This window comes from Achromobacter marplatensis (assembly GCF_002209535.1).
GTDB classification, from domain to species: Bacteria; Pseudomonadota; Gammaproteobacteria; order Burkholderiales; family Burkholderiaceae_B; genus Achromobacter; species Achromobacter marplatensis.
In genome coordinates, this window is sequence record NZ_NJIG01000006.1 from 378031 (window position 1) to 402664 (window position 24634).

A 24634-nucleotide genomic window follows, 5' to 3' on the forward strand; every position below is an offset into this window, starting at 1 on the left:
GAATCGGATGCCAATATGCTGCCATGAAATGGCAGTATTGGGTCAGCCCCGCGGCAGGTCCATCAGCCAGTCATGCACGCGCCCGGCCAGGTCCAGGCTGTTGCAGTCCATCATCAGACACGGACTACGCATACCACTATGCCCGCCAGCACACGTCGCCGCAGCAGGCGTGGCTGCGCGACCAGATCCGCGAGGTGCTGCAGGAGCGCGTGGGGGCTCCTGCAGCTCAGCCGGCTTAGGAGCCGACCTTCTTGCCCGTCGCCACGTCGATCACCGAGCCGTCTTCCAGGCTGACGCGATAGATCTCGCGCACGACGTTGCCGGCAAAGCCGATTTCGACGATGGACACGTCCTTGAACGTGGTGTTGATGCCGTCGGGCAGCACGGCGTTGAACTTGTCGGACTCCTGCTTCATGGCGTCCTGCAGGCGGGTGTCGTAGATCGCCATGCTGTAGACGAGCGTGGTGTGCGGGTTATGGGCGCGTACCTCTTTGCCGTCCTGCATGATGTTCACGCCGCTCACGCCCATCGTCTTGACCAGATCCTTGCCTGCGTCGCCCATCTTGGCGTAGACGGGGCCCGTCACGCGCGGCAGCGGGCCGTCGCGCAAGGGGGCCAGGGCGGCGGTCGTCACCGTGTTGTAGCGCATCATGTCTTCGAACCCCTGGCCGCTTTTGACGACGCCCAGGTCCAGCCACCAGGGGTGGCCCGCGCCCTTGGCGGCTTCGGTCGGGTAGAAGGTTTTCAGCGTGACTTGCAGGGGGGCGGGCGGCTTGGGCAGCGCGCGCAGCATGCGGGCAGGCGTCTCGGGGTCGGCGTTGTGGATATGGACCACGGTCACATGCGGCATGTTGGGTGTTTCGGCCTCGGTTTTCAGGCCCAGCGCCAGCAGGTCCTGCTTGAGCGTGCCGGTGATCTTGGCGTCCAGAACGGCGTTGACGTCCTGAGGCAGGCGGTAGACCACGCCGTAGGTCGCCTTGTGGGCGCGGAACTCCGGTTTGTCCAGGACGCTGTTGTCGATGGGCGCTGCGGCGTGGGCCGCAAACGAGGAGGCGAACAGGCCGAGGGCGGCCAGGTGGAATGCACGTTTGATCATGGGGAATCCCTTGTCGTTGTTGACGTGACCCGCGAGAGTCATCCGCAGTGTGGCCACTGCGGATGTACGGGGTATTGCACCAGCCGAAAGAATCCCGATACCAGTCGCTGCTTGGCCGATAGGTGGCGGCCGCGGATGGTATCCGCCTGGGGCCCGTCAATCCTGAAAGGGGGGCTCGCCCAGGCCTTAGACCAGGAAGACGATGGCCACGATGGCGATGCCCAGCACCAGGTTCACGCCGACCCAGCGGCGGATGCCCGCCATGGCCTGGCCGCCTTTGGGCCAATCGGACGCCGCCACGGCAGCGGCAAGGCGCTTGTAGAGCGCAAACCGGATATGGCCGAAGATGGCCATCATCACGATCCCGCCGCCGGCCATCAGCGTCCAGGCCAGCGGCATGAAGAAGGCGCCGCCCGTGCGCACGGCCTGGCTGGCTTCCTGCCCGATCATCGACACGCCCGTCAGCAGGATCAGCACGATCGCCGCCAGCACGGCGTTCAAGAAGGGGCCCAGCACCGACGCCATCAGCTTCAGGCGCGCGGGCGGTTCCAACTGCGCGGCCGCCGGCCGCAGGAAACAGTGCGCGAACAGCATGCCGCCGACCCACAGGATCACGGCGATCACGTGGATGAACTTCAAGACGCTATAGAACATGGGTGGCTGCCTGCAAGGGAAGGGCCGCGGGGTGCGGCCCGGTCTGTCCCCATCATATCGCCGCAACAGAATCTGGCGCGAACTTGACCAGAATCATGGTTTTGCATTTAGAATGAGATTGATTTTTATTTGTGTATAGCGTTCTGGGAGCCCGTCGTGCCGAACCCTGTGCTCGCTTCAGGCGACGCCGTTCAACTTTTGTACCGCACTCATCATGGATGGCTGCACAACTGGTTGCGCGCGAAATTGGGCAATACCTTCGATGCGGCCGATCTGGCCCAGGACACGTTCGTGCGGGTGCTGCGGCACCGCCACGAGCTGGACGCCCTGCGCGAACCCCGCGCCTACCTCACGACGATCGCCAAGCGCCTGCTGCTGAACCATCACCGGCGCCGTTCGGTGGAAGAGGCGTACCTCGAAGCGCTGGCGCTGATGCCGGAAGCGGTGGCGCCGTCCGCCGAGCATCGCCTGATCATCCTGGAAACGCTGCAAGAAATTGACGAAATGCTGTCCGGCCTGTCGCTGCCGGCGCGCCAGGCGTTCCTGATGGCGCAGCTGGAAGGGCTGAGCCACGGTGAAATCGCCGCGCGGCTGAACGTGTCGCTGCGGTCCGTGCACCGCTATATCGCCCGCGGGTTCGAGCAATGCATCATGGCGGTGATGTGAGCGCCCCGGCCGGAGAATTGCCCGCCGTCGAACGCAACGTGGCGCGCGAAGCGGCGCGATGGCTGCTGCGCCTGAGTTCGGGCCGCGCAACCGACGCGGACGTCCACGCCTGCGATCAATGGCGCGCCAGCAAGGCCGAACACGAATACGCCTGGCAGCGTGCGCAACGCGTGAACGAACGCTTTGGCCTGATCCCGGCGGCGCTCGGCATGGCGACCCTGAACCGGCCTGAATTGCAGCAGCGCCGCGCGGCCCTGAAGGCGCTGGTGGCGCTGGTGGTGGCCGGCCCCGTGGGCTGGGCCGCCTGGCGCGCCGATCCCCTGGACTGGACCGCCGACTACCGCAGCGGCCCGGGCGAGCGGCGCAACGTGGCGCTTGCCGACGGCTCCACCCTGCATCTGAATACGGCCAGTGCCGTGGACGTGGCGTTTGACGCCGCGACCCGCCTGGTGCGGCTGCGTTCGGGCGAGATCGCCGTGCACGCGGTGGCGGACGCCTCGCCCCACCCGCGCCCGTTCGTGGTGCGTACGAGCCTGGGCGATATCGAGGCGATGCCGTCGCGCTTCTGCGTGCGCCAGGATGGGGCGCAATGCCAGGTCAGCGTGCAGGAAGGGCAGGTCCGCGTCAGCAGCGGCGCGCATCCCGGCCGCATGCTGAGCCTGGTGGCGGGTGAGCAAGGCAGCCTTACCGAGGGCGGCGTGTCCGCGCCGTCGGCCGCCGATCCGCATGCCAGTGATTGGATGCGCGGCGTGCTGTACGCCAATCAGTTGCGCCTGGACGCCTTTGCTTCCGAACTGGGGCGATACCGCTCGGGCGTGCTGCGCTGCGATCCGGAGATCGCGCATCTGCGTATCTCCGGCGCCTTCCAGTTGAACGACACCGATGCCGTGCTGGCCGCCTTGCCCGCGACCTTGCCGGTGCAGGTGCGCTACCGCACGGCCTATTGGGTGACCATCGGGCCGCGGGAGGCAGCGGCGTGACGTTCCGTTGTTACAAAATACTGGCGCGCAAGCTGTCCGATTCGCGATTCACGAGGGTCATGGTCTGTATAGGCAAACGAATGCCGATACCCGTTGGATCGAAAGGACGACCATGGCTTATCTCCCCGCCGGCCGCGCAAGCGGCTCCCGAACCGCTCCGGACGCGCAGGTCCGGCTGACCCGCCTGACTTGCGCCATGCATGCCGCGCTGGCGTTCGCCGCCGTGCCCGGCGCCATGCTGCCGCTGGGCGCCGCGCAAGCGCAATCGACCGCGCAGGCCTCGGCCCAGGCTGCCGCGCGCGGCTATCGCATCCCGGCCGGCGCCCTGGCCGAGGCCCTGCCGCGCTTTGCAGACAGTGCCGGCGTGACGGTGCTGTTCGACGCGCAGCTGGTGGGGCAGCGCCGCACGGGGGGGCTGGCGGGTACGTATTCCGTGAATGAAGGCTTTGCACGGCTGCTGGCCGGCAGCGGCCTGGCCGTGCAGGAGCGCACCGCAGGCGTGTTCGTGCTGCTGCCCGCGCCGCAGCCTGGCGTGACGCTGCTGACGCCGGTCCAGGTGGAAGGCGAGGGCGCCGTCGTGACGCCCGCCTGGGAAACCAGCACCGATCGCAAGCGGATGGACGATCTTCAGATCAAGAACTGGAGCGACTTGGGCAAGCGCGCCGAAGCAGGCGTGAACTTCAATCGCACGACCAACAGCATCAACATCCGCGGCCTCGACCAGGACCGCGTGCTCACGCGCGTGGACGGCATCCGTCTGCCGTGGCTGGACGATGGCGCGCGCGGCGTGAAGGGCGGCCTGGAGGCCGTGGACTTCAACAGCCTGTCGCGGCTGGATATCGTGCGCGGCGCCGATGCGACTGGAGGCGGCTCTGGCGCCCTGTCCGCCACCGCTGACCTGTACACATTGGATCCGTCCGACCTGTTGACCGACGGCAAGACGTTTGGCGCCTTGGCCAAGACCGACTACGATTCCGCTGACGCCAGCTGGGGTGCCAACGCCGCGCTGGCGGGCCAGATCCACAGCAACACCTTCTGGCTGGTGCAGGCGGGCGTGCGCAACGGCCACGACATCGACAATCGCGGCGACGTCGGCGGCTATGGCCCCAAGCGCAGCCAGCCCAGCCCCGAAGACTACGACCAGCAAAGCTTCCTGATGAAGCTGCAGCAGCGCGTCGAAGGCGGCCACCGCTTCGGCCTGACGGGCGAGTACTTCAAGCGCCGCGCCGACATCGACAACATGTACGACCAGGGCGCCGGCACCAGCTACCTGTACGGCGAAAACAGCACAAAGAAGGAAACCGAGCGCGAGCGCGTGTCCTTCGACTATTCCTACAAGGCCCCCAGCGAAGGCAGCCTGATCGACACCGCCACCGCTGTCGTCTATTGGCAACGCGTGCGGCTGGACAATTCCCTGGACGGCGTGCGCAGCGTGGATTCCCGCGCGAACATCATCCCCGGCGATCCGTTTCGCTACGGCTTTCCCAGCGGCCCCTACGGCCGCAGCAACTCCATCCAGCAGACGCTGTTCGGCGTGAACGGCGAACTCACCAAACGGCTGGGCGGCGCGTCGGTGTCGCAGCTGTGGACGGTGGGCGGCGAGTGGTACGGCAACAAGACCGAGCAGAACTCCAGCGGCTACGACAATTGCCCCGTGCTGCCGCCGGGCACCCCGGCGCTATTCGGCCCGCGTTCGTGCGACATGCTGCACACCAACCAGGCCGACGTGCCGCAATCCAAGGGCAACCAGTGGGCCCTGTGGGTGCAGGACGAATTCACCTTCGGCGACGGCCGCTACACGGTCATGCCGGCCCTGCGCTACGACCACTACGAGCAAAAGCCGCAGTCCACCGCCAGCTACGAAAGCAATCCCAACGCCGGCGCCTTGCCGCCGTCCAACAGCGGCAGCCGCTTCTCGCCGAAGTTGCTGGGCACCTGGAAAGCGATGGAGCAGTTGAGCGTCTACGCCCAGTACGCCTACGGATTCAAGGCGCCCACCGTCAGCCAGCTCTACACCAACTACGGCGGGCCAGGAACCTATCTGCGCGTGGGCAATCCCTATCTGAAGCCCGAAACCAGCAAGGGTTGGGAGTTGGGCGCCAAGATGGGCACCGACGATCTGGGCGGTGCGGTATCGTTGTTTGATAATCGTTATCAGAACTTTATTGATGCGAATCAGCCGCTAAGCCCCGATTCGCCGCAGTGGCAGCCGGGCTGGGCCGGGCAGTACCCGCTGGGCATCACGGGTAACGTGAACCGCGCCAAGGTCCGCATCTACGGCGCCGAAGCCAGCGCGCATTGGAAGTTCGCGCCGGGTTGGCGCACCTGGGGCTCAGTGGCATGGACCGTGGGCAAGGACGAAGGCACGGGGCAGTACCTGAATTCGGTGGCGCCGCTGAAGGCCATCCTGGGCGTGGGCTACGGCCGTGACGTGTGGGGCGTGGATGCCTTGCTGACCACCGCGCTCAAGCGCGACAAGGTCGAGTATCCCGACAGCACGCCGACGGCGGCGACCGCCGACTTCCAGGCCCCGGGCTACGGCGTGGTGGACTTGATGGGTTATTGGCGCCCCGCGGCGGTGAAGGGGCTGCAGGTGCAGGCTGGCGTGTTCAACCTGTTCGACAAGAAATACTGGGAGGCCATCAACGTGCCGACCGCGGGTACCCAGGCGCTGCCGCGCACGGTGGATTGGTACACGGAACCGGGCCGCAGCGTGCGCGTGTCGCTGACCTACCAGTATTGATTTCGCGCCGCCGCCGCCCGCAGGTGGGCGGCGGCGGTTTTTCAAGAATGCTTTGCTCCGGCCGGAGGGCCCACGATGACGAATCAAGATTTCAACTCCCGCGCAGAAGCGCTGCGCGCCCGCAACGACGAATTGGCGGCCTCGCAACCCGGGCTGCGCGCCCGCAACCTGGCCCAGGCGCTGGGCGTGTCCGAAGCCGAATGGGTCGCTGCCGGCTGTGGCGGCGTGACGGCGACGGCGCTGCATGGCACGCCGCAAGCCATCTTTCGCGAACTGGGCACGCTGGGCGAAGTGATGGCGCTGACGCGCAACGACTGGTGCGTGCACGAACGCCACGGCGAATACCTGGACATCCAGGCCGACGGCCCGGTGGGCCTGGTGTTGGGGCCCGATATCGACCTGCGCGTGTTCTTCACGGCCTGGAAGTCCGCCTGGGCGGTCCAGCAGGACGGGCGCCATAGCTTGCAGTTCTTCGACGGCGCCGGCGTGGCCGTGCACAAGGTCTACCGTACCGACGCGACGGACGCCGCCGCCTACGACGCGCTGGTCGCCAAGTTCGCGGGCGAACCGCAGTGGCCGGAAACCACCGCCTATGCGCCCGTTACCGACGCCGAAGCAGTCGAGGACGCGGCGGGTTGGCGCGAGGCGTGGCTGGGCATGAAGGACACGCATGAGTTCTTTCCGCTGCTGCGTAAGTTCAAGGTCTCACGCCTGGCCGCGCTGGCCGCAGCCGGCGAAGACCTGGCGCAGCCCGTGCCCGCGGATTCCGTGGAACGCATGCTGCAGTCGGCCGCGGAATCCGGCCTGTCGATCATGTGCTTCGTGGGCAACCGCGGCATGATCCAGATTCACAGCGGCCCGGTCGAGCAGTTGCGCCGCACCGGCCCCTGGTACAACGTGCTGGACCCAAAGTTCAACCTGCACCTGGACACGACCGCCATCGCATCGGCCTGGGTAGTGAACAAGCCCACGTCCGACGGCTGGGTGACGTCGCTGGAGGTGTATGCCGCCAACGGCGACCTGATCGTGCAGTTCTTCGGCGAACGCAAACCGGGCAAGCCTGAACTGACCGGCTGGCGCGAATTGATGGTCAGCCTGTGCGGCGCGCCCTTGGCCGCCTGAGGATCCGTTGATGAAAAAGTGGCTGGCAATTGCATTGGGCTGGGTCGTGGCGGCAGCGGTTCATGCCGCCGAACCCAGCCGGGTGGTGACGCTGGGCGGCAGTGTGACGGAGATCGTCTATGGCCTGGGGCAGGGCGACCGGCTGGTGGGCGATGACCTGTCCAGCCTGTATCCCGAGGCTGCCACCAAGCTGCCGCGCGTGGGTTATTACCGCGCCGTGCCGGTGGAAGGCGTGCTGTCCTTGAAACCGGATCTTGTCCTGGCGTCCGAGCAGGCCGGCCCGCCGGATGCGCTCAAGCGCCTGGCCGGCGTGGGCGTGCGGGTCGTCACCGTGTCGGACGCGCCCTCGGTGGAGTCGCTGAAGGCGCGCATCCGCGGCGTGGCCGACGCGCTGGGCGTGGCGCCGGCTGGCGAACGCATGGTGGACGAGATCACGCGCGAGCTGGCCCGCGCCGAGGCCTTGCCTGCCACGAAGGCGCGCGCGCTGCTGCTGATCAACCGGACCGGGTCGCCGCAAGGCGCCGGCCGCGACACCGCCGCCAACGAAGTCATGCATCTTGCCGGCCTGGTCAACGTGCTGCATGACCGGCAGGGTTACAAGCCCTTGTCGGCCGAGGCCGTCGGCGCCCTGGCGCCCGATCTGATCGTGGTGACGCAAGCGTCGCTGGACGCGGGCGGCGGCATGGAGGCCTTCCTGCGCCTGCCGGGCATCGCTTCCACCCAAGCAGCGGCCAAGCGGCGGGTGGTGGTGATGGACGACTTGCTGATCCTGGGCATGGGGCCCCGTCTGCCCCTGGCGCTGACCCAGCTGAAAAAGGAGGTCGCGGATGTCATGGCGCGTTAGCGCGCCGTTGGCGTTGGGCCTCTTGACCGCGGCCCTGGTGTTGGCGGCGTTGGCCGCCACCGCCCATGGCGCGGTAGCAATTCCCCTGCGCGAACTGCCGTCCCTGCTGTGGGGCGCGCCCACGCCCGAAAACGCCTTGTGGCGCAATGTGCTGATCGACATCCGTTTGCCGCGCGTGCTGTTCGCAATGGTGACGGGGGCGGGTCTGGCGATATCGGGCGCCGCCATGCAGGCGCTGTTTCGCAATCCGCTGGCTGAACCCGGCCTGATCGGCATTTCAGCAGGCGGAGCGTTGGGGGCGGTGGCCGCCATCGTGCTGTTCTCGGGCGGGTTCTGGGTCACGGCGCCGATGGCGTTCGTGGGCAGCCTGCTGGCCACGCTCTGCGCCTACGCAGTGGGCCGGCGGGTGCCCGGCGTGGCGGGCCTGCTCTTGGCCGGCGTGGCGATCACCGCCATGGCGTTCAGCCTGATCGGCGTGCTGACCTTCATTGCCACCGACGCGCAACTGCGCGACCTGGCTTTCTGGAACATGGGCAGCCTGGGCGGCGCCAACTGGAAGCTGCTGGCGTTCCTGGGTCCCTGGGTCCTGCTTGTGAGCGCATGGCTGGTCAGCCAGTGGCGCGTCATGAACGCCTTGCTGCTGGGCGAACGCGAGGCCCAGCATCTGGGCTATGCGCTCAAACGCGTGCGGGCCAAGCTGGTGCTGGCCAGCGCGCTGATCGTCGGCCCGCTGGTCGCCGCCACGGGCACCATTGTGTTCGTCGGGCTGGTGGTGCCGCACCTGGTGCGCATCACGCTGGGCGCCAACCACCGCTGGCTGCTGCCGGCTACCGTCATCGCGGGCGCGCTGGCGCTGGTATTGGCGGACTGGGCGGCCCGCACGGTTGTCGTGCCGGCGGAATTGCCCATCGGCCTGGTGACGGGACTGGTGGGCGGGCCGTTCTTCCTGTGGCTGCTGGCGCGTGGAAGGAGGATCGGATGACGCTTGCCGCGCAAAACCTGACCTTGTCCCGCGGGGGCGCCCGCATCCTGACCGACGTGTCGCTGGACGTGCGCCCGGGCGAAGTGGTGGGCCTGCTGGGCGCCAACGGCGCGGGCAAGTCGACCCTGCTGGGCGCGCTGGCGTCCGAACTGACGCCCGACTCCGGCCACGCACGCCTGGACGGCGCCGCGCTGGCTGCAATGCCGCATCGGGAGCAGGCGCGCCGCCGCGCCGTGCTGCCGCAAAAACCCGGCCTGACCTTCGACCTGGACGTGCGCGAGGTGGTCGCCATGGGCGCCTACCCGTTTCCCGAACTGCCGCCCGGCCAGGTAGGTGCGCTGGTGACGCAGGCGTTGGAATTGGCCGACGTGGCGCACCTGGGCGGGCGCCGCTATCCCGAACTGTCCGGCGGCGAACAGCAGCGTGTGCAGTTCGCGCGGGTGCTGGTGCAGTGCCATGCCGCGCGGGCGCCGGGCGAAGCGCGCTACCTGCTGCTGGACGAGCCCACGGCCAGCCTGGACCCCAAGCATCAGGGCGACCTGCTTGGCCGCGCGTGGGAACTGGCGCATGCCGGCAATACGGGCGTACTGGTGATTCTGCACGACATGAACCTGGCTGCGCGCTGGTGCGACCGCCTGCTGCTGCTGAGCGGGGGCTGCGGCATCGCGCTGGGCACGCCAGCGCAGGTGCTGACGCCGGCCAACCTGTATCTGGCTTACGGGATCGACGCGCAAGTGATTGCACACCCGCTGCAAGCGGGGCGGCTGCTGGTGTTGACGGGGTGATGGGGACACGGGCCGTGGGGCCGGTAAAATAGGCGATACGCATGTATTCGCCTTTTTCACTTATCACCCAACAGGACCCGTGTCATGCCTACTTTTGACGTCGTCTCCGAAGTCGACAAACACGAACTCACCAACGCCATCGACCAGGCGAACCGCGAACTTTCCACCCGTTTCGACTTCAAGGGCACCGACGCCAAGTTCGAACTGGAAGGCTTCGTCGTGACCCAGGTCGCTTCCAGCGCGTTCCAGTTGAAGCAGATGCTCGACATCCTGCGCGGCCGCCTGTCGGCCCGCGGCATCGACGTGCGCTGCCTGGACGTGGCCGACCCCCTGGAGAACCTGGGCGGCGCGCGCCAGAAGGTCACGATCAAGCAGGGCATCGAACAGCCGGTGGCCAAGAAACTGATCGCCGCCATCAAGAACGCCAAGCTCAAAGTGGAATCCCAGATCAACGGCGACAAGCTGCGCATCACCGGCAAAAAGCGCGACGATCTGCAGACCGCTATCGCGCTGCTGAAGAAGACCGACGTCGACCTGCCCCTGCAGTTTGAGAACTTCCGCGATTGATGTCGCCGGCTCATGGGTCATTCCACGGAGCTGCAACTTGTCGTTGAACTCGCGCGCGCCGGCGGCATGTCGGCGGCCGCGCGGGAATTGGATGTCACGCCGGCTGCGGTCAGCAAGCGGCTGGCCCAGATCGAGGCGCGCCTGGGCGTGCGCCTGTTCAACCGCAGCACGCGGCGCCTGAGCCTCACGGCCGAAGGCGAGGTCTACCTGGAAAGCGCCCGCCGCATCCTGGGCGAAATCGACGACCTGGACGAACTGATCGCCAGCCGCCAGGCGAGCCCGCGCGGTTTGTTGAAGGTCAACGCGCCGCTAGGTTTCGGCCGCAGCTATATCGCGCCTGCCATCGCGGAATTCGCCGCGAAATATCCTGAAGTTTCGCTGCAACTGCAGCTGACCGACAGCCCTGCCGACTTCGTGCAGGACGCGTTCGACGTCGCGGTCCGTTTCGGCGACCTGCCCGACACCCGCCTTATTGCCCGCAAGATCGCGCCCAACCGGCGGCTGGTCTGCGCGTCCCCCGCCTACTTGAAAACGCACGGCGTGCCGGCCACACCGCATGACTTGACGAGGCACCAGTGCATCGTGCTGCGCCAGAACGAGGCCGCCTACGGACTGTGGCGGTTCACGAAAGGCCGCCGCAGCGAAACCGTGAAGGTGCGCGGCAACCTCAGCAGCAACGACGGGGAAGTCACGCTGACCTGGGGCCTGGCCGGCCTGGGCATCCTGCAACGCGCGGAGTGGGACCTGGCTCGCTACCTGCGCAGCGGCCGGCTGGTGCGCGTGCTGGAAGACTACGCCCTGCCGCAAGCGGACATCTACGCGGTGTTTCCGGAGCGGCACCACCTGTCAGCGAAGGTCCGCGTGTTTGTGGATTTCCTGGTGGGGTATTTCCAGAAAGGGTCGGACAGTACCTGGTGACGGCCCGAACTTTCTGGGCATCAGGCCGTGGCCGCTGCCGTCAGGTGCTCGTACAGGATCAGCGAGCCGATGCCGATCAGCGCGATGCCGCCCAGCACTTCGGCGCGCTTGCCCGCCACGCTGCCCAGCGCGCGGCCCAGCATCACGCCGATCGTCACCATCAAGGTGGTGGCCAGGCCAATCGCGATGGCGGCCACCACGATGTTCACGTCGACGAATGCCAGGCCGACGCCTACGGCCATCGCGTCGATGCTGGTGGCGAATCCGGTCGCGGCCAGGAGCCAGAAGGAATGGCGGGCGACCGGCGCGGCGTCTTCGTCCTCCTCCTTGAAGGCGTTGCGGATCATCAGCACCCCGAGAATACAGAGCATCCCGAACGCGATCCAATGATCCCAGTCGGCCACGAATTTTGCCGCGACGGAGCCCAGTCCCCAGCCGATCACAGGTGTGATTGCTTCGATTACTCCGAAGATCACACCGGTGCGCAGGGCTTCGGGCAGGCGGGGCTTGTGCAGGGCGGCGCCCTTGCTGATCGCGGCCGCGAACGCGTCCGTCGACATGGCGAACGCAAGAACAATGAGGGAGAGGGCATTCATGGAGAGAGGGGTCCAACCGGGCGAGAACGGCACAGACCCTTCACACCGCCCAGCGTCGTGTGAAAAGTCCGTGGTCTCGCCAAGCGCAATGCCGCTTACGCCATGGCCGGCTAGGGCCAAGAATGTTGACGTAAGCCCTTTCAGAACAGGCCGAAAGGCGGCTACTCCCCAAAGAGTGAACGCAGTCTAGCAGAGCTGGCCGTCGGGCGTATGACAGCCCGCAAGGCGCGCGGGGGAATGTCCGACCGGGTTGCGCACTGGCAAACCGCGGCGGCAAGGCCTCAAATATGGCAAGTTGAAACATCCATAGACCATCCAAGTGGATGTTTTTAATATTCCGTCATGCCTCCTCGTCCTCCCTCCCTCGCCTCCGTTCCCAAGCCCCCCGATGAGAAGATCACCATCAATCTCGGGTACGTCGACTTGGGCCATATCGATCTTCTTGTGCAGGAAGGGTTCTATGCGAACCGCACCGACCTGATACGGACAGCCATCCGCAATCAACTGGCCACGCACGGCGAAGCCGTTCGTCAGGCGGTCAGCCGAAAGACGCTGGTTCTGGGCATCCAGCACTACACCTCGCAGGACCTGCGTGCGGTTCAGGCGGCGGGGGAAATGCTGCAAATCCGGGTGCTGGGGCTGGCGACCATCGCGCCGGACGTCACCCCCGAACTGGCGCTTGCCACCATCGAATCCGTGACGGTCCTGGGCGCCTTGCATGCCAGCGCCGCCGTCAAAGCTGCCCTGCGTCAGCGCATCCGCTGACTTTCCCCCTAGCCGTCAAGGTAACGCCATGCACCCCGAATTCCAGCAACTCATGAACCAGGCCACCCGGCTCACACGTTCCGGCGATCTGGCCGCAGCGACTGCCGCCATCCAGGCCGCGTTGCGGGGCGGGGCAACTGCCGCGCCTGCTCGCGAGGACGATTCCGACGTCATCGATGTCGAGGCTTGGGAGGTCCCCGAACCCGCCGCCCCGTCGGCAAGGGCTACGGCCGCGGCTACGGCTACGGCTACGGCTACGGTCGACGGCGTTGCCCGGCCTGCGGACAAGCCGGCCACGGCAGGCGACACGTTCACCGTGGGATCCTTCCGCAACGCAGGGGGGCACCGCAGCTACAAGCTTTACGTGCCGCCCAACGCGGGCGCCGAGCCCCGTCCGCTGGTCGTCATGCTTCACGGTTGCACGCAGGACGCCGACGATTTCGCTGCCGGCACCGCCATGAACCAGGCCGCGCGAGCGCAGGGCTTCTATGTGCTGTATCCCGTGCAGTCGCGCGAGACCAATCCGCAGAAATGCTGGAACTGGTTCAAGCACAATCATCAGCAGCGGGGTCGGGGCGAACCTGAAATATTGGCCGGCATGACGCGCGCCGTCATCGACTCGCACGCGATCGACCCGCAGCGTGTCTACGTGGCAGGCTTGTCGGCGGGCGGCGCGATGGCCGCCATCCTGGCGGGCGCCTATCCCGACCTGTTCGCCGCCGCGGGCGTGCATTCGGGGCTGGCGGCCGGTGTGGCGACTGATCTGCCGTCCGCGCTCTCGGCCATGAAGGGCGCGGGCATCCACACAGCGGGGCAGGCCGCGAGCGGGGTGCCCACGATCGTCTTTCACGGGGACCGCGACGCAACGGTGCATCCGGGCAATGGCCAGGCAGTGGCTGCGGCCAGCGCTGGGGCAGCCGCACCGGTGGAGACCTGCCGCGTGCCGGGGGCTGGCGGCAAACGCCACAGCACCCGGTACCTGTACCGCAACCCCAAGGGCGACATCAGCGCCGAACGCTGGGAGATCCATGGCGCCGGTCATGCCTGGGCCGGCGGGTCGGCAAGCGGATCCTATACGGACCAATCCGGTCCGGATGCCACGGCCGAGATGCTGCGGTTCTTCTTCGAACGTTCGTTGGGCCACCAGCGCTAGCAGCGGCCCGCGCAAGCGCCTACGCGGTCCACAAATGCTGTGCCGCGTAGGCGCGCCACGGCCGCCACTGTTCGGATCGTGCCAATAGCTGCGCGGGCGTGACTTCCCGCGATTCCAGTTTTTCCAGCGCGCGGATCAGGCCGATGTCCGCCGACGGGAAGGCGTCGGGTTCACGCAGCTGGCGCAGGGCAATGTACTGCGCCGTCCATTCCCCCACGCCTTTGATCTGGCGCAGACGCGCGACGGCTTCTTCCAGCCCGCTGCCGGCGTCGAACAGGTGCTCGTCCGCCACCGCTGCAGCGCCCACGGCGGAGAGCGTGGCGGCGCGGCTTCGGGGCATCCCCAACGTGGCCAGATCGGCCGCGGCGATGACCGCGGGCTCTGGAAAGACATGGGTCAGCGCGCCTTCGGGTTCGGCCATGGGCGCGCCATACGCCGCCACCAGCTTGCCGGCCAGGCGGATGGCCGCGACGACGGTGATCTGCTGCCCCAGGACGGCCCGCATCGCCAATTCGAATCCATCCCAGGCACCCGGCACGCGCAGGCCGGGCCGGGTCTGGATCAGCGAGGTCATGACTGGGTCGCCAGCGAATTGCGCGGCGATGGCGACCGGATCGCTGGCCAGGTCGAACACGCGCCGCACCCGCGCAATGATGGCGGGCAGCGCCTGCAGGCGAGGAAAGCGCACGGTGACCTGCAGCGCATTGCCGGTGCCGGGGCGCACGGTGAGGGTGCCCTGGTGGCCGTCCAGGCTGACCGTGCGCGCGTAGCTGTCCTCTGTCACGTGTTCAATGCCGGCAATGGCGCGCAACCGCAGGAAGGCCAGCATGGCCTCCCAGTCGTAGGGCGGGCGATAGCGCAGCAGCAGCTTGATCTCGCCGTGCCGGCCAGCGGACACCTCGGGTTTTTCCGAGCGGCGCAGCTCGCCCGGGGCACGGCCGAACAGGTCCAGGAAAATCTCGTTGAAGCGGCGGATGCTGCCAAAGCCCGAGGCGAAGGCGATTTCCGCGATGGGCAAATGGGTTTCGTGGATGAGCTGCTTGGCCAGCAGCACGCGGCGCGTCTGGGCCACCGCCACGGGCGAGGCGCCCAGATGCTGGCGAAACTGGCGGCGCAATTGGCGTTCCCCCACGCCCAGACGCTGGGCGAGCGTATCCACCCCGTCGTCGTCCAGCGCGCCCAGTTCAATCAGTTGCAAGGCGCGCGCCACGCTGTCGGGCAATTCGTGTCCGGGGCCAATTTCCGGCGCCGTCTCGGGCCGGCAGCGCAGGCAGGGGTGAAAGCCGGCCTCTTGCGCGGCGGCAGCCGTCGAGAAGAACGTGACGTTCTTCGACAGCGGCGTACGCGCCGGGCACACCGGGCGGCAATAGATGCCGGTTGTCTTGACGGCCGTGAAGAAGCGGCCGTCGTAACGGGCATCGCGCACTTGGATGGCGCTATAGCAGGCGTCGTGGTTCAGGTCCATGAACCGATACTACTGCCGCGCCCGGGCCGGGATCTAGCGGTTTTCGGACACGGTTGTGACGATCACACTGGTGTCCGAAAACCGCCAGCGGCACGCCCTGCACGGTTCTATATTGGCCTTGTTGCGACTTCACCGGGAGCCGGCCATGCCGATCCACTCATTCTCTTTGGAACGCGTTTCCACCCCGCTGGGCCAGATGCTGGTGCTGACGGATGCCCAGCAGCAGTTGCGCGCGGTCGATTGGCAAGACTACGAATCCCGCATGCATACGCTGCTGCGGCGCCAGTACGGCAAAGACGCCGTGCAGGTGCGGGACGCCGGCCAGCCCTCCGTGCCGCGCCGCGCGCTGGAAGCGTATTTCGACGGCGAAGTGACCGCCATCAACGATCTACCCGTGGCGCTGGGCGGCACCGACTTCCAGCGGCAGGTCTGGCAGGCGCTGCGCGGTATCGCGGGCGGGCAGACCGTCAGCTATGGCAGCCTGGCTGGGCGCATCGAACGGCCTACCGCCGTGCGCGCGGTCGGGCTGGCCAACGGCGCCAATCCGGTTGGCATCGTGATTCCTTGCCACCGGGTGATCGGCGCCAACGCGTCGTTGACCGGCTACGGCGGCGGGCTGCACCGCAAGCGCTGGCTGCTGGAACACGAAGCCCGGCATGCCGCGCACTGAGCGCCACTTTCAACTCCAGGTTAAAGATGTTGTGAATTCCGGCGCCGTCCGCGGCGCCGGCGCTCAGTAAAGTGCCGACAGACCCTTATCAGCAAGGAGGCCTGTCGGCCATGAAGACCTATCGCATCGCAACCATTCCCGGCGACGGCATCGGCAAGGAAGTGATTCCCGCCGGCCAGCGCATCCTGCAAGCGCTGGCCGTACAGGACGGCCTGCGTTTCGAATTCCAGGATTTCGACTGGGGCGGCGACTACTACCGCAAGCACGGGGTGATGATGCCGGCCGATGGGCTGGATGCCCTGCGCGACAAGGACGCGATCCTGTTTGGTTCGGCCGGCGACCCCGACATCGCCGATCACATCACGCTGTGGGGCCTGCGCCTGAAGATCTGCCAGGGCTTCGACCAGTACGCCAACGTGCGTCCCACGCGCATCCTGCCCGGCATTGACGCGCCGCTCAAGCGCTGCACGCCGGAACAACTGAACTGGGTGATCGTGCGCGAGAACTCGGAAGGCGAGTATTCGGGCGTGGGCGGCCGCGTGCATCAGGGGCACCCCATCGAAGCCGCCACCGACGTCTCGATCATGACGCGCGCGGGCGTGGAACGCATCCTGCGCTTTGCGTTCAAGCTGGCGCAGTCGCGTCCGCGCAAGCTGTTGACCGTCGTCACCAAATCGAACGCGCAACGCCATGCCATGGTGATGTGGGACGAGATCGCGCTGCAGGTCAGCCGCGAGTTCCCGGATGTGACGTGGGACAAGGAATTGGTCGATGCCGCCACCGCGCGCATGGTCAACCGTCCGGCGTCGCTGGACACCATCGTGGCCACCAACCTGCACGCCGACATCCTGAGCGACCTGGCGGCTGCGCTGGCCGGCAGCCTGGGCATCGCGCCCACGGGCAATATCGATCCGGAACGCCGCTATCCGTCCATGTTCGAACCGATCCATGGCTCGGCCTTCGACATCATGGGCAAGGGCCTCGCGAATCCGGTCGGCACGTTCTGGTCGGTGGTGATGCTGCTGGAACATCTGGGCGAACACGCAGCGGCCGCGCGGCTGATGCAGGCCATCGAAAGCGTGACGGCGAATCCGGCCTTGCACACGCGCGACCTGGGCGGCCAGGCCACGACGGAGCAGGTGACGGCCGCGGTATGCGCGCGCTTGGCCGCGGGCGGGCAGGCCCGGGCGGCGTAGGCACACGCACTACCCGAAAAACCGATCCTGGGCGACAGACCCGGGGCGGTTTCCGGCAATACAAAAAGAAGCGAAGTCCATTCGTATCCCAAGGAGACAAGCATGTCCAAGCAAGCCTTACGCACGCGCGCCCTGGCGTTCGCGTGCCTGTTGAGCCTGCCCCTGGCGGGTGGCGTTGCGGTGGCGCAGACGTATCCCGCGCGGCCGGTGAACCTGATCGTGCCGTTCCCGGCCGGCGGCACGACCGACGTGCTGGCGCGCGCGCTGGGGCAGGAACTGGCCAAGCGCCTGGGCCAGCCGGTGGTGGTGGAAAACAAGCCGGGCGCGGGGTCGACCCTGGGTGCGGACTATGTGGCCCGTGCGGCGCCGGACGGCTACACGCTGCTGATGGGCGCCGTGCATCACACCATCGCCACCAGCGTCTACAAGAGCCTGCATTACGACTTCCAGAAGGATTTCGCGCCGGTCACGACGGTGGCGCTGGTGCCCAATGTGCTGGTGGTCAATCCCAAGGTGGACGCCAAGGACGTGCAGGGGTTGTTGACCTTGGCGCGGGCCGCGCCGGGCAAGCTGACTTACGGGTCCAACGGCATGGGCACCGGCCAGCACCTGATCGGCGCGCAGTTCGAGCACGCCGGCCAGGTGCATTTGCTGCATGTGCCGTACAAGGGCAGCGGCCCGTTGACGACCGACCTGCTGGGCGGCCAGATCGATATGTCGTTCGACACCATCACGCCGGTGCTGGCGCATATCCAGAGCGGCAAACTGCGAGCGCTGGCCGTGACGACGAATCAGCGGTCGGCGGCGTTGCCCGACGTGCCCACGATGGAAGAGGCGGGGTTGAAGCCGTTCAACATGGGGACCTGGTTTGGCGTGCTGGCGCCGGCCGCCGTGCCCAAAGACATCGTCACGAAATTGAACGCCGAGATGGTGGCCATCATCCAGTCGCCGGATTTCTCGCACCGCATGGCCGAGATCGGCGCCGTGCCCATCGGCGATACGCCGGAGCAGATGCGGGCCCGCATCGGCGCCGACACCGAGAACTACGCCAAGCTCGTGAAGGACGCGAAGGTGGCGATTAACTGAGCGCTGCCGTCACGCGCGGATCCAGCCCCGCGCGATCGGCAGGGCCAGCAGCTTGCGGTAGATGCCCTGCACGATACGCGTCAGGGGCGCGCCGACGCGGTTCCATACCGGGACGGCCACGCCGGCCGCAAGCGGCGCCAGGATCAGGCCGCCTGCGATATCCAGCGGGAAATGCACGCCCAGGTAGACGCGCGAGGTGCCAACCACGGCGGCGGCCAGCAGCGTCGCCCAGCCCCATCCCGCCCAGCGCCGGTCAAAGATCAGCGCGCACGCGAAGGTGGCGATGATGATGGTGTGATTGCTGGGGAACGACGACGTCGCCTTGTGCGGGAAGAAAGCCTGCCCCAGGCCGATGGCGAAGGGGCGCGGATGCGGCCACAGCGCGCCGCAGATGTAGCTGGCGAACAGCGCCACGGCGATGCTCGCCAACACCTTCAGCGCCAGATTGCGTTGCGCTTCGCCGCCCCAGAGCCACAGCGCGGCCAGCGCTCCGGGCACCAGCAGGATGAGCTGGTTGGCCACCAGCATGGCGGCATGGATCCGCCAGATCGGGGTGGCCGGGTCGGCGTTGATCAGAAGAAAAAGGGACTGGTTCAGCGGTTCCAGGAAATCCATGACACGTCATCGCGGCGTAATAATCAATAGCCGCGATGGTAAAGAGGTTTCCCGTCAGTCCGCTTACAAAATGCGCCGGAGTACGCGCTTTTACTTCTGGATGCGTTTGCCGTCGGCGTTGATGACGAGTTCGCCGTCTTCCTTCGTGAATGCGCCTTGCTGGGGCGCTGGCAGGATGTCCAGCACCAGTTCGCTGGGGCGGCACAGGCGGGCGCCCAGCGGCGTGGTCACGAAGGGGCGGTTCAGCAGGATGGGGTGCTGCTCGATCGCGTCCAGGAGCGCGTCGTCCGATAGAGACGTATCGTCCAGGCCCAATTCCAGGTAGGGCGTGCCCTTTTCACGCAGCGCGTCGCGCACGCTGATGCCCGCCTGCTTGAACAGCGCCTTCAGCGTGGCGCGCGAGGGCGGCGTTTCGAGGTACAGCACCACCTGCGGCTCGATGCCCGCGTTGCGGATCATGGCCAGCGTATTGCGGGACGTGCCGCACTTGGGGTTGTGATAGATGGTTACATCGGACATGGGGGCTCCTTGGTGCGGGGTTTCGTCTGCAAGACGGTGAGCATAGTGCATCCGGCGCGCGCCTTCAGGCGCGCAGCTTCCTGCCCAGCCGGCGCCAGCCGATGACCACACCCGTGAGGCTCAACGCGGCGCCGCCCAGGCTCAGGAAGATCAGCAGCGCATCCCACAGCGGGCGGCGCGACAGCAGGCCCGTCCAGTCCCAGCTATGCAGGAAGGCGAACAGCCAGCGGCTTGCGCGGTTGCTGCGGTCCTGGCGGCCCTGGATCAGGCCGGTGTGCGGATCCAGGTAGACCCACGTGGCCTGCGGGTTGTCGTAGACCAGGCGCCAGACAGGCAGGGGTTTTTCGATATGGCCCAGCATGGCGTGTTCGTCGCGCGCGTAGTAATAGAGGTCATAGGCGCGCAACACCTGCACCTCGCGCAGCGCGGCGCCCGGCAGCAACTGCGCGGCCGCCTGGCGCAGGTCCGCCTCGTTGAAGGCATGGGGCGTTGCCTGGGTGGCCGACAGCACCTGCGGCGCACCCGCCGGGCCGCGCGCCAGCACCACGTCCTGCCCGGCGGCGCGGGTCCAGCTGAGTTCGCGCGGCGCGGCGGGCAAGGCGGCGATCAAGGCCTGGGGCGAGGCCAGCGGTGCGCCCGCCGCCGCGCCGGCGTAGGCCGCGCGGTCCAACGGCGCCGCGGTGCTGGTGAAGAGTTTCCACGGATTCATCGACATCAGCCCGCTGAAGATCCAGGTGATGGTGATGAGGGCGAACAGCAAGCCGCTGATGTGATGCCAGCGCATCATGCTCTCGCGGTAGGGCGAACGGCTGCCGCTGGCGTAGGGCCGTGAAAAACGCCAGCGCAGGATGCCCACGACGGTGCCCGTCAGCGCCACCAGCACGCCCGCCACCGACAGCCACACCACGATGTCGTGCCACCAAGGGTCCAGCGCATTGCCGCGAAACGGATACAACCAGTGGATCCACGCGCCCGCATAGTTCCAGGCGCGTTCGTTGAATGTGGCGTCCAGCACCACGGCACCCGTCGCCGACGAGATATACAACCGCGTCCGGTCTGGATCGTCCATGTCCACGCGATGCAGCGGCCGGTGCGGCTTGAGGGCGCCGGAGTGCGTGTACACGTCTTCCACCACGGTGCCCTGGTAGTGCGCGGCGTACTGGCCGCCGAACCAGGCCATGGCGGTGGCCCGCGCGACCTCGGCATCGGCCGGCGGCAGCAGGGCGCCCGTGGCGGCGTCCACGATCCGGGGCGCGTCGCGCATGCCACCGGCGACGGCGTAGACCGGCGCGCCGCCACGGGTGGCGGCCAGGCTCAGGCCGGAGGCGTTGTGGGCGTCGGCGCCTGCCGCCGCCAGCGCCTGGGCGGGCGTGACGGCGATGGCGGCGGCATCCAGCGGCGCCAGGTGCGTCAGGCGCTCCTGCGGCGTCAGTTTGGGATAACCCACGTACATCATCACCACGCCGCTTACGAACCACATGGCGAAGAACAGGCACAGCACGATGCCGGCCCAGCGGTGGATCAGGTACAGCCAGCGCTTGGCGCGGGCGGATAGCGGCGGGCTGGCGGGACGGCCGGGCGGACGGGTCAAGGTGGCGCGCATGGCATCTCCATTTCCGCGGGTCAGAATCGCGCCTGCAGCACCAGTTCCACCGAGCGCGGCGCGCCCAGGTAGAACATGGTGGGGGTCGCGTTCGCGGCGTAGACCTTGTCGGTCAGGTTGCGCACGCGGGCCGTCACGTTCAGGTTGCGGTTGATCCGGTGGGACAGCGCGGCGTCGAACACCGTGTAGGACGGCGCCCAGACCGTGTTCGCGGCGTCCGCGTAGGTGCGGCCCACGTAGCGCGCCGCCACGCTGGCGTTCCAGTCGGGCACGAAGGCGTAATCCAGCCAGACGTTGGCCAGGCGCCGGGGCGTGTTGGTCGGCACATTGCCATTGCGCGAGACCGCGACGCCGCCCACCGATTGCGAGAAATCGTCGTACTTCGGATCCACGAACGCCACGTTGCCTTGCAGGGATAGCTTGGGCGTCAACTGCAGGCCGCCGGCCAATTCGATGCCGCGCGCCGACTGCGCGCCGACGGGCACGCTGACGCCGGGGTTGTCCGGGTCGGACGTGGCCATGTTCTTGCGCTTGATCTCATAGACCGACACGGTGGCCGAACCGCGGCCGTCCCAGAAGTTGAACTTGCCGCCCACTTCGGCTTGCGTGCCCGTGGTGAGCTTGTCGTTGTTCAGCACGTCGGCGAATGACGCGGTGGCCAGCAGGCCCGACGGGGGATCCGCCGCCGTGGCGTATTGCGCGTACAGCGAGGCCTCGGGGGTGACCTCCCAGTTCACGCCCAGGCGCCCGGTCAGGGGCGAGTATCGGCGCGACGCGCTGGCGGGCGACGCTGCCGTGACGGCGCGGCGGTTGGTTAAATCCAGGTCGATGAAGTCCTTGCGCAGGGCCGACACGATCGCCACGCCGGGCAGCACTTCGGTGCGGTTCTCCAACGTGAGGGCGACTGTACGGATGCGGTTGTCGCGGTCGGCGCGGTGGCCACGCGTCATGCCGGGGATGTCGTAGAAATCACCGGGGGAAAAGTCGTACGGGTCCACGGCGTCCACCTGGCCGGGCAGGCTGGTGGGATAGCGGGTGATCTTGTTCTGGCTGATGTCGGCGCCGAACGACCAGTCGCTGGGCAGGCCGGCAAGCGTCGAACGGACGACGCCTTCCACGCGGTTGCCCACCAGGCTTTGCTCGTGGCGCTGCAACAGCGCGCCAGACCGCAGCACCAGGCTGTTGTCGCCATTGAAGCGATAGTTCTCCAGATTGCGGAAATCGCGCTCGGCGCGGTAGTAGTACAGCGTGTTCTTGAGCGTGAGGTTCGAGCCGGCGCGCCATTCGGTCATGGACCGCGCCCACAGCACGGACTGCTCGTACAGGCCGTCGTTGACGTTGTAGTTCTTGAACCGAGTGCCGTCCAGGATGCGGCCGGCGCCCTGCACTACGCCGCGGGCGTCGGCTTTCAGCGGCGTGCCCCAGTAGGGGCGGTCGACCTGTTCGCGCTGGTACTCGAAGGCGAAGGTCTGGGTCACGTCGTCGCCCAGGTCGGACAGCAGCGAGGCGGCGATCTGGCTGGCGCGGGAATGGTTGCCGTCGACCCAGCCGTGGCTCGATCCGGTGTTGGCGTCGATGCGCAGGTAGTGGCCGCGGCCGCCGGGGTCGCCAGCCAGTTGCTGGTTCAATCCCGCCGAGATCTGGCGGCTGTCGAACGAGCCCAGCCGGAACTGGCCGTCGTAGAAGGTGTCGCGCTGGGGCAGCTTGGTCACGTAGTTGATTGCGCCGCCGACCGCGCCCGCGCCGAACAGGAAGGTCGAGGGGCCGCCGATGGCTTCGACGCGATCGTAGATCCAGCTGTCCACCGGACGCCCGGCAACCGAGTCGTACTGCACCGAGATGCCGTTGAACAATTGCGTGACCTGGCCGCCGGAAAAGCCCCGGTAGCTGACGGCGCCGGCGTTGCCGGGGGGCGACGCGTTGTCCACGCCGGGGATGCCGCGCGCGATGTCCTGCGTGTTCAGCGATCCGCGCGCGTCGATCTGCTCGCGCGAGATCACCGTGACGCTGGCCGGCGTTTCGCGCAGGGTGAGCCCCAGGCGGCTGCCGGTGCTGTCGCGGACGTCCAGGTCGATCGGGCCGTTGGGGGCGGGGTCGGCCTGGCCGGCGCCGTAGACGGTGGTGGGGGCCAGCGTTTCCACGGCAGGTTCGGTGGTCAGGGCCTGGGCAGAGCCGCTGGCAAGCGCGCCGAGCAGCAGGGTGTAGCGAGTGGTCTTTTTCATGTCTGGAACCGGGGGACCGGCCAGGCGCCCGGTACGCCGCCTGGGACAGGCGGGGCACGACGGATCACAAGGCGGGTCGCAAGGGTCGGGGTGACGGCACGCGAGCGAGCGCGCAAAGCGCGCGGGGGCAACGTGCCGACGGCGAAGGCGGGCAGACGCGGACAGATACCGCCATCAGGCGGCAGAGCGGCGCCGGCTTAGTTCGCGGGCGGTGCGCGCGGCTGGGCCGCGCTCCAGGCATGAAGGGGATTGGCCGCCAGGAAGAACAGCGGCGGGTAGGTGATGGCGCGGCCGACGGGGGCGGGCACCACGGGCACGGGCGCGGGCAGGATGCCCACGTCGGCCTGAGGGTTGCGGCAAAGCGGGCAATGGTGGCCGTCGCCATGGGCGTCGGCCTGCGTGTCGCCGCTGCCGTCGTGCGGCACTTCCAGCGTCAGGGTGGACGGCGCTTCGCCTTCGCTGGCGCAGTAGTCGACGCTGATGCGGTGGGCGTGGTGGCCGCCCGGAGACAGGCTCAGGGCATGTGCAAGCGACGGCGCCAACGACGCCCACAGGATCGCGGCAAGCGCGATCCACAAGGTGGGGCGGGTCAGGAAGGAAGCGAAGCACATGGAGCCGGATTATATCGGAGCAGATCGGCGGTCCGCACGCGAAATCCCGGCCCGCCTGCGGCATTTCGCCGCAGGCTCAGACCGACAGGTGCCGCCGCACGTCTGCGCCGTCGATGGCGCTGCGGTCGCCGCTGGCCACCACTTCGCCGCGTGACAGGACGACGAACTGGTCCGCCAGCTCGCGGGCGAAATCGAAATATTGCTCGCACAGCAGGATGGCGATGTCGCCGCGTTGGCGCAGCATGTGGATCACCCGGGCGATGTCCTTGATGATGGACGGCTGGATGCCTTCGGTGGGTTCGTCCAGGATGATGAGCTTGGGTTCGGCCACCAGCGCCCGCGCGATCGCCAGCTGTTGCTGCTGCCCGCCGGACAGGTCGCCGCCGCGCCGCGACAGCATGCTTTTCAGCACCGGAAAGAGCTCGAACACTTCTTCCTTGATGCGGCGCGCCCGCGACGCCGGCCGGGTCGCCATGCCCATCAGGATGTTTTCCTCGACGGTCAGCCGGGCGAAGATGTCGCGGCCCTGCGGCACATAGGCCATGCCGCGCGCGGCGCGCTGGTGGGGCGCCAGGCGCGTGATGTCCGCGCCGTCGAACGCGATGCCGCCGCTGGCGACCGGCAGCACCCCCATCACGCATTTCAGCAGCGTGGTCTTGCCCACGCCATTGCGGCCCAGCAATGCCAGGCACTCGCCCTGGCGTACCGACAGCGATACGCCGCGCAGCGTGTGGCTGCCGCCGTAGTATTGGTTGATCGTGCTTACGTCCAGCATC

General features: G+C 67.5%; 24 protein-coding genes and 1 riboswitch. Of the genes, 14 read left to right on the top strand and 10 right to left on the bottom strand.

The window, feature by feature from the left end; translation table 11 throughout:
- Positions 1-235: 235 nt before the first annotated feature.
- A complete protein-coding gene (locus tag CEY09_RS16990; protein ID WP_088589537.1) occupies positions 236-1096 on the bottom strand; it encodes a hypothetical protein in 861 nt (286 codons plus the stop codon).
- A gap of 186 nt (positions 1097-1282) precedes the next feature.
- Entirely contained in the window at positions 1283-1750 is a 468-nt protein-coding gene (locus tag CEY09_RS16995) for a CopD family protein (RefSeq protein ID WP_006222623.1), read from the bottom strand.
- A gap of 156 nt (positions 1751-1906) precedes the next feature.
- Between CEY09_RS16995 and CEY09_RS17000 the strand changes: the two genes are divergently transcribed.
- The 9 genes from CEY09_RS17000 to CEY09_RS17040 all read left to right on the top strand — a co-directional run bounded on the left by CEY09_RS17000 (position 1907) and on the right by CEY09_RS17040 (position 11357).
- Complete coding sequence (locus CEY09_RS17000; RefSeq protein WP_006222624.1) at positions 1907-2416, top strand: sigma-70 family RNA polymerase sigma factor; 510 nt, start codon at positions 1907-1909, stop codon at positions 2414-2416.
- Positions 2395-3396, top strand: a complete 1002-nt coding sequence (locus CEY09_RS17005; protein WP_088589538.1) for a FecR domain-containing protein — start codon at positions 2395-2397, stop codon at positions 3394-3396. The genes CEY09_RS17000 and CEY09_RS17005 overlap by 22 nt, the downstream gene beginning before the upstream one ends.
- Before the next feature lie 112 nt (positions 3397-3508).
- A complete protein-coding gene (locus CEY09_RS17010) occupies positions 3509-6139 on the top strand; it encodes a TonB-dependent receptor (protein ID WP_088589539.1) in 2631 nt (876 codons plus the stop codon).
- Positions 6140-6214: 75 nt separating this feature from the next.
- Positions 6215-7261 carry a hemin-degrading factor gene (locus tag CEY09_RS17015; protein WP_088589540.1) on the top strand — a complete coding sequence of 349 codons (1047 nt, stop codon included), beginning with the start codon at positions 6215-6217 and terminating at the stop codon, positions 7259-7261.
- 10 nt (positions 7262-7271) lie between these two features.
- Complete coding sequence (locus CEY09_RS17020) at positions 7272-8105, top strand: heme/hemin ABC transporter substrate-binding protein (RefSeq protein WP_088589541.1); 834 nt, start codon at positions 7272-7274, stop codon at positions 8103-8105.
- Positions 8089-9087 (top strand): FecCD family ABC transporter permease, encoded by a 999-nt coding sequence (locus tag CEY09_RS17025; protein WP_088589542.1) that lies wholly within the window; start codon positions 8089-8091, stop codon positions 9085-9087. The genes CEY09_RS17020 and CEY09_RS17025 overlap by 17 nt, the downstream gene beginning before the upstream one ends.
- On the top strand, positions 9084-9872 hold the full coding sequence (locus CEY09_RS17030) for a heme ABC transporter ATP-binding protein (RefSeq protein WP_088589543.1): 789 nt from the start codon (positions 9084-9086) through the stop codon (positions 9870-9872). Before CEY09_RS17025 ends, CEY09_RS17030 begins: the two co-directional genes overlap by 4 nt.
- An 84-nt stretch (positions 9873-9956) precedes the next feature.
- Positions 9957-10439 (top strand): YajQ family cyclic di-GMP-binding protein, encoded by a 483-nt coding sequence (locus CEY09_RS17035; protein ID WP_006222631.1) that lies wholly within the window; start codon positions 9957-9959, stop codon positions 10437-10439.
- Between the two features lie 12 nt (positions 10440-10451).
- Positions 10452-11357 carry a LysR family transcriptional regulator gene (locus CEY09_RS17040; protein ID WP_088589544.1) on the top strand — a complete coding sequence of 302 codons (906 nt, stop codon included), beginning with the start codon at positions 10452-10454 and terminating at the stop codon, positions 11355-11357.
- 20 nt (positions 11358-11377) lie between these two features.
- On the opposite strand, the gene mntP is transcribed toward CEY09_RS17040, so the two are convergent.
- Entirely contained in the window at positions 11378-11953 is a 576-nt protein-coding gene (gene mntP / locus CEY09_RS17045; RefSeq protein ID WP_088589545.1) for a manganese efflux pump MntP, read from the bottom strand.
- Between the two features lie 9 nt (positions 11954-11962).
- Positions 11963-12135: riboswitch (yybP-ykoY riboswitch) on the bottom strand.
- Positions 12136-12295: 160 nt separating this feature from the next.
- Between mntP and CEY09_RS17050 the strand changes: the two genes are divergently transcribed.
- On the top strand, positions 12296-12718 hold the full coding sequence (locus tag CEY09_RS17050; RefSeq protein WP_088589546.1) for a CopG family transcriptional regulator: 423 nt from the start codon (positions 12296-12298) through the stop codon (positions 12716-12718).
- 28 nt (positions 12719-12746) lie between these two features.
- On the top strand, positions 12747-13871 hold the full coding sequence (locus tag CEY09_RS17055) for an extracellular catalytic domain type 1 short-chain-length polyhydroxyalkanoate depolymerase (RefSeq protein ID WP_088589547.1): 1125 nt from the start codon (positions 12747-12749) through the stop codon (positions 13869-13871).
- Between the two features lie 19 nt (positions 13872-13890).
- Here CEY09_RS17055 and CEY09_RS17060 read toward each other — a convergent pair whose 3' ends face one another.
- Positions 13891-15336, bottom strand: a complete 1446-nt coding sequence (locus tag CEY09_RS17060; RefSeq protein WP_088589548.1) for an AlkA N-terminal domain-containing protein — start codon at positions 15334-15336, stop codon at positions 13891-13893.
- Positions 15337-15481: 145 nt separating this feature from the next.
- Between CEY09_RS17060 and ogt the strand changes: the two genes are divergently transcribed.
- The 3 genes from ogt to CEY09_RS17075 all read left to right on the top strand — a co-directional run bounded on the left by ogt (position 15482) and on the right by CEY09_RS17075 (position 18288).
- On the top strand, positions 15482-16006 hold the full coding sequence (gene ogt / locus CEY09_RS17065) for a methylated-DNA--[protein]-cysteine S-methyltransferase (protein ID WP_088589549.1): 525 nt from the start codon (positions 15482-15484) through the stop codon (positions 16004-16006).
- Positions 16007-16116: 110 nt separating this feature from the next.
- Positions 16117-17202, top strand: coding sequence for a tartrate dehydrogenase (locus CEY09_RS17070; RefSeq protein ID WP_088589550.1), 1086 nt, complete (start codon positions 16117-16119; stop codon positions 17200-17202).
- Positions 17203-17304: 102 nt separating this feature from the next.
- Positions 17305-18288: a Bug family tripartite tricarboxylate transporter substrate binding protein gene (locus CEY09_RS17075; RefSeq protein WP_088589551.1), complete on the top strand. Its 984-nt coding sequence runs from the start codon at positions 17305-17307 to the stop codon at positions 18286-18288.
- Between the two features lie 9 nt (positions 18289-18297).
- Here CEY09_RS17075 and CEY09_RS17080 read toward each other — a convergent pair whose 3' ends face one another.
- The 6 genes from CEY09_RS17080 to urtE form a co-directional block, all read right to left on the bottom strand.
- Positions 18298-18903, bottom strand: coding sequence for a phosphatase PAP2 family protein (locus CEY09_RS17080; protein ID WP_088589552.1), 606 nt, complete (start codon positions 18901-18903; stop codon positions 18298-18300).
- Positions 18904-18993: 90 nt separating this feature from the next.
- Entirely contained in the window at positions 18994-19422 is a 429-nt protein-coding gene (gene arsC, locus CEY09_RS17085) for an arsenate reductase (glutaredoxin) (RefSeq protein ID WP_088589553.1), read from the bottom strand.
- Between the two features lie 64 nt (positions 19423-19486).
- Positions 19487-21025, bottom strand: a complete 1539-nt coding sequence (locus CEY09_RS17090) for a PepSY-associated TM helix domain-containing protein (RefSeq protein WP_088589554.1) — start codon at positions 21023-21025, stop codon at positions 19487-19489.
- Between the two features lie 20 nt (positions 21026-21045).
- Positions 21046-23247 carry a TonB-dependent receptor gene (locus CEY09_RS17095; protein WP_088589555.1) on the bottom strand — a complete coding sequence of 734 codons (2202 nt, stop codon included), beginning with the start codon at positions 23245-23247 and terminating at the stop codon, positions 21046-21048.
- Positions 23248-23444: 197 nt separating this feature from the next.
- Positions 23445-23858 (bottom strand): DUF2946 domain-containing protein, encoded by a 414-nt coding sequence (locus tag CEY09_RS17100; RefSeq protein ID WP_088589556.1) that lies wholly within the window; start codon positions 23856-23858, stop codon positions 23445-23447.
- A 76-nt stretch (positions 23859-23934) separates the two neighbouring features.
- Positions 23935-24633 carry an urea ABC transporter ATP-binding subunit UrtE gene (urtE, locus tag CEY09_RS17105; protein WP_088589557.1) on the bottom strand — a complete coding sequence of 233 codons (699 nt, stop codon included), beginning with the start codon at positions 24631-24633 and terminating at the stop codon, positions 23935-23937.
- Position 24634: the final 1 nt, after the last annotated feature.

Coding starts and splice junctions, on each gene's coding strand:
- CEY09_RS16990 (WP_088589537.1), bottom strand. CDS start 1,096: ATGATCAAACGTGCATTCCACCTGGCCGCCCTCGGCCTGTTCGCCTCC.
- CEY09_RS16995 (WP_006222623.1), bottom strand. CDS start 1,750: ATGTTCTATAGCGTCTTGAAGTTCATCCACGTGATCGCCGTGATCCTG.
- CEY09_RS17005 (WP_088589538.1), top strand. CDS start 2,395: ATGCATCATGGCGGTGATGTGAGCGCCCCGGCCGGAGAATTGCCCGCC.
- CEY09_RS17010 (WP_088589539.1), top strand. CDS start 3,509: ATGGCTTATCTCCCCGCCGGCCGCGCAAGCGGCTCCCGAACCGCTCCG.
- CEY09_RS17015 (WP_088589540.1), top strand. CDS start 6,215: ATGACGAATCAAGATTTCAACTCCCGCGCAGAAGCGCTGCGCGCCCGC.
- CEY09_RS17020 (WP_088589541.1), top strand. CDS start 7,272: ATGAAAAAGTGGCTGGCAATTGCATTGGGCTGGGTCGTGGCGGCAGCG.
- CEY09_RS17025 (WP_088589542.1), top strand. CDS start 8,089: ATGTCATGGCGCGTTAGCGCGCCGTTGGCGTTGGGCCTCTTGACCGCG.
- CEY09_RS17030 (WP_088589543.1), top strand. CDS start 9,084: ATGACGCTTGCCGCGCAAAACCTGACCTTGTCCCGCGGGGGCGCCCGC.
- CEY09_RS17035 (WP_006222631.1), top strand. CDS start 9,957: ATGCCTACTTTTGACGTCGTCTCCGAAGTCGACAAACACGAACTCACC.
- CEY09_RS17040 (WP_088589544.1), top strand. CDS start 10,452: ATGGGTCATTCCACGGAGCTGCAACTTGTCGTTGAACTCGCGCGCGCC.
- mntP (WP_088589545.1), bottom strand. CDS start 11,953: ATGAATGCCCTCTCCCTCATTGTTCTTGCGTTCGCCATGTCGACGGAC.
- CEY09_RS17050 (WP_088589546.1), top strand. CDS start 12,296: ATGCCTCCTCGTCCTCCCTCCCTCGCCTCCGTTCCCAAGCCCCCCGAT.
- CEY09_RS17055 (WP_088589547.1), top strand. CDS start 12,747: ATGCACCCCGAATTCCAGCAACTCATGAACCAGGCCACCCGGCTCACA.
- CEY09_RS17060 (WP_088589548.1), bottom strand. CDS start 15,336: ATGGACCTGAACCACGACGCCTGCTATAGCGCCATCCAAGTGCGCGAT.
- ogt (WP_088589549.1), top strand. CDS start 15,482: ATGCCGATCCACTCATTCTCTTTGGAACGCGTTTCCACCCCGCTGGGC.
- CEY09_RS17070 (WP_088589550.1), top strand. CDS start 16,117: ATGAAGACCTATCGCATCGCAACCATTCCCGGCGACGGCATCGGCAAG.
- CEY09_RS17075 (WP_088589551.1), top strand. CDS start 17,305: ATGTCCAAGCAAGCCTTACGCACGCGCGCCCTGGCGTTCGCGTGCCTG.
- CEY09_RS17080 (WP_088589552.1), bottom strand. CDS start 18,903: ATGGATTTCCTGGAACCGCTGAACCAGTCCCTTTTTCTTCTGATCAAC.
- arsC (WP_088589553.1), bottom strand. CDS start 19,422: ATGTCCGATGTAACCATCTATCACAACCCCAAGTGCGGCACGTCCCGC.
- CEY09_RS17090 (WP_088589554.1), bottom strand. CDS start 21,025: ATGCGCGCCACCTTGACCCGTCCGCCCGGCCGTCCCGCCAGCCCGCCG.
- CEY09_RS17095 (WP_088589555.1), bottom strand. CDS start 23,247: ATGAAAAAGACCACTCGCTACACCCTGCTGCTCGGCGCGCTTGCCAGC.
- CEY09_RS17100 (WP_088589556.1), bottom strand. CDS start 23,858: ATGTGCTTCGCTTCCTTCCTGACCCGCCCCACCTTGTGGATCGCGCTT.
- urtE (WP_088589557.1), bottom strand. CDS start 24,633: ATGCTGGACGTAAGCACGATCAACCAATACTACGGCGGCAGCCACACG.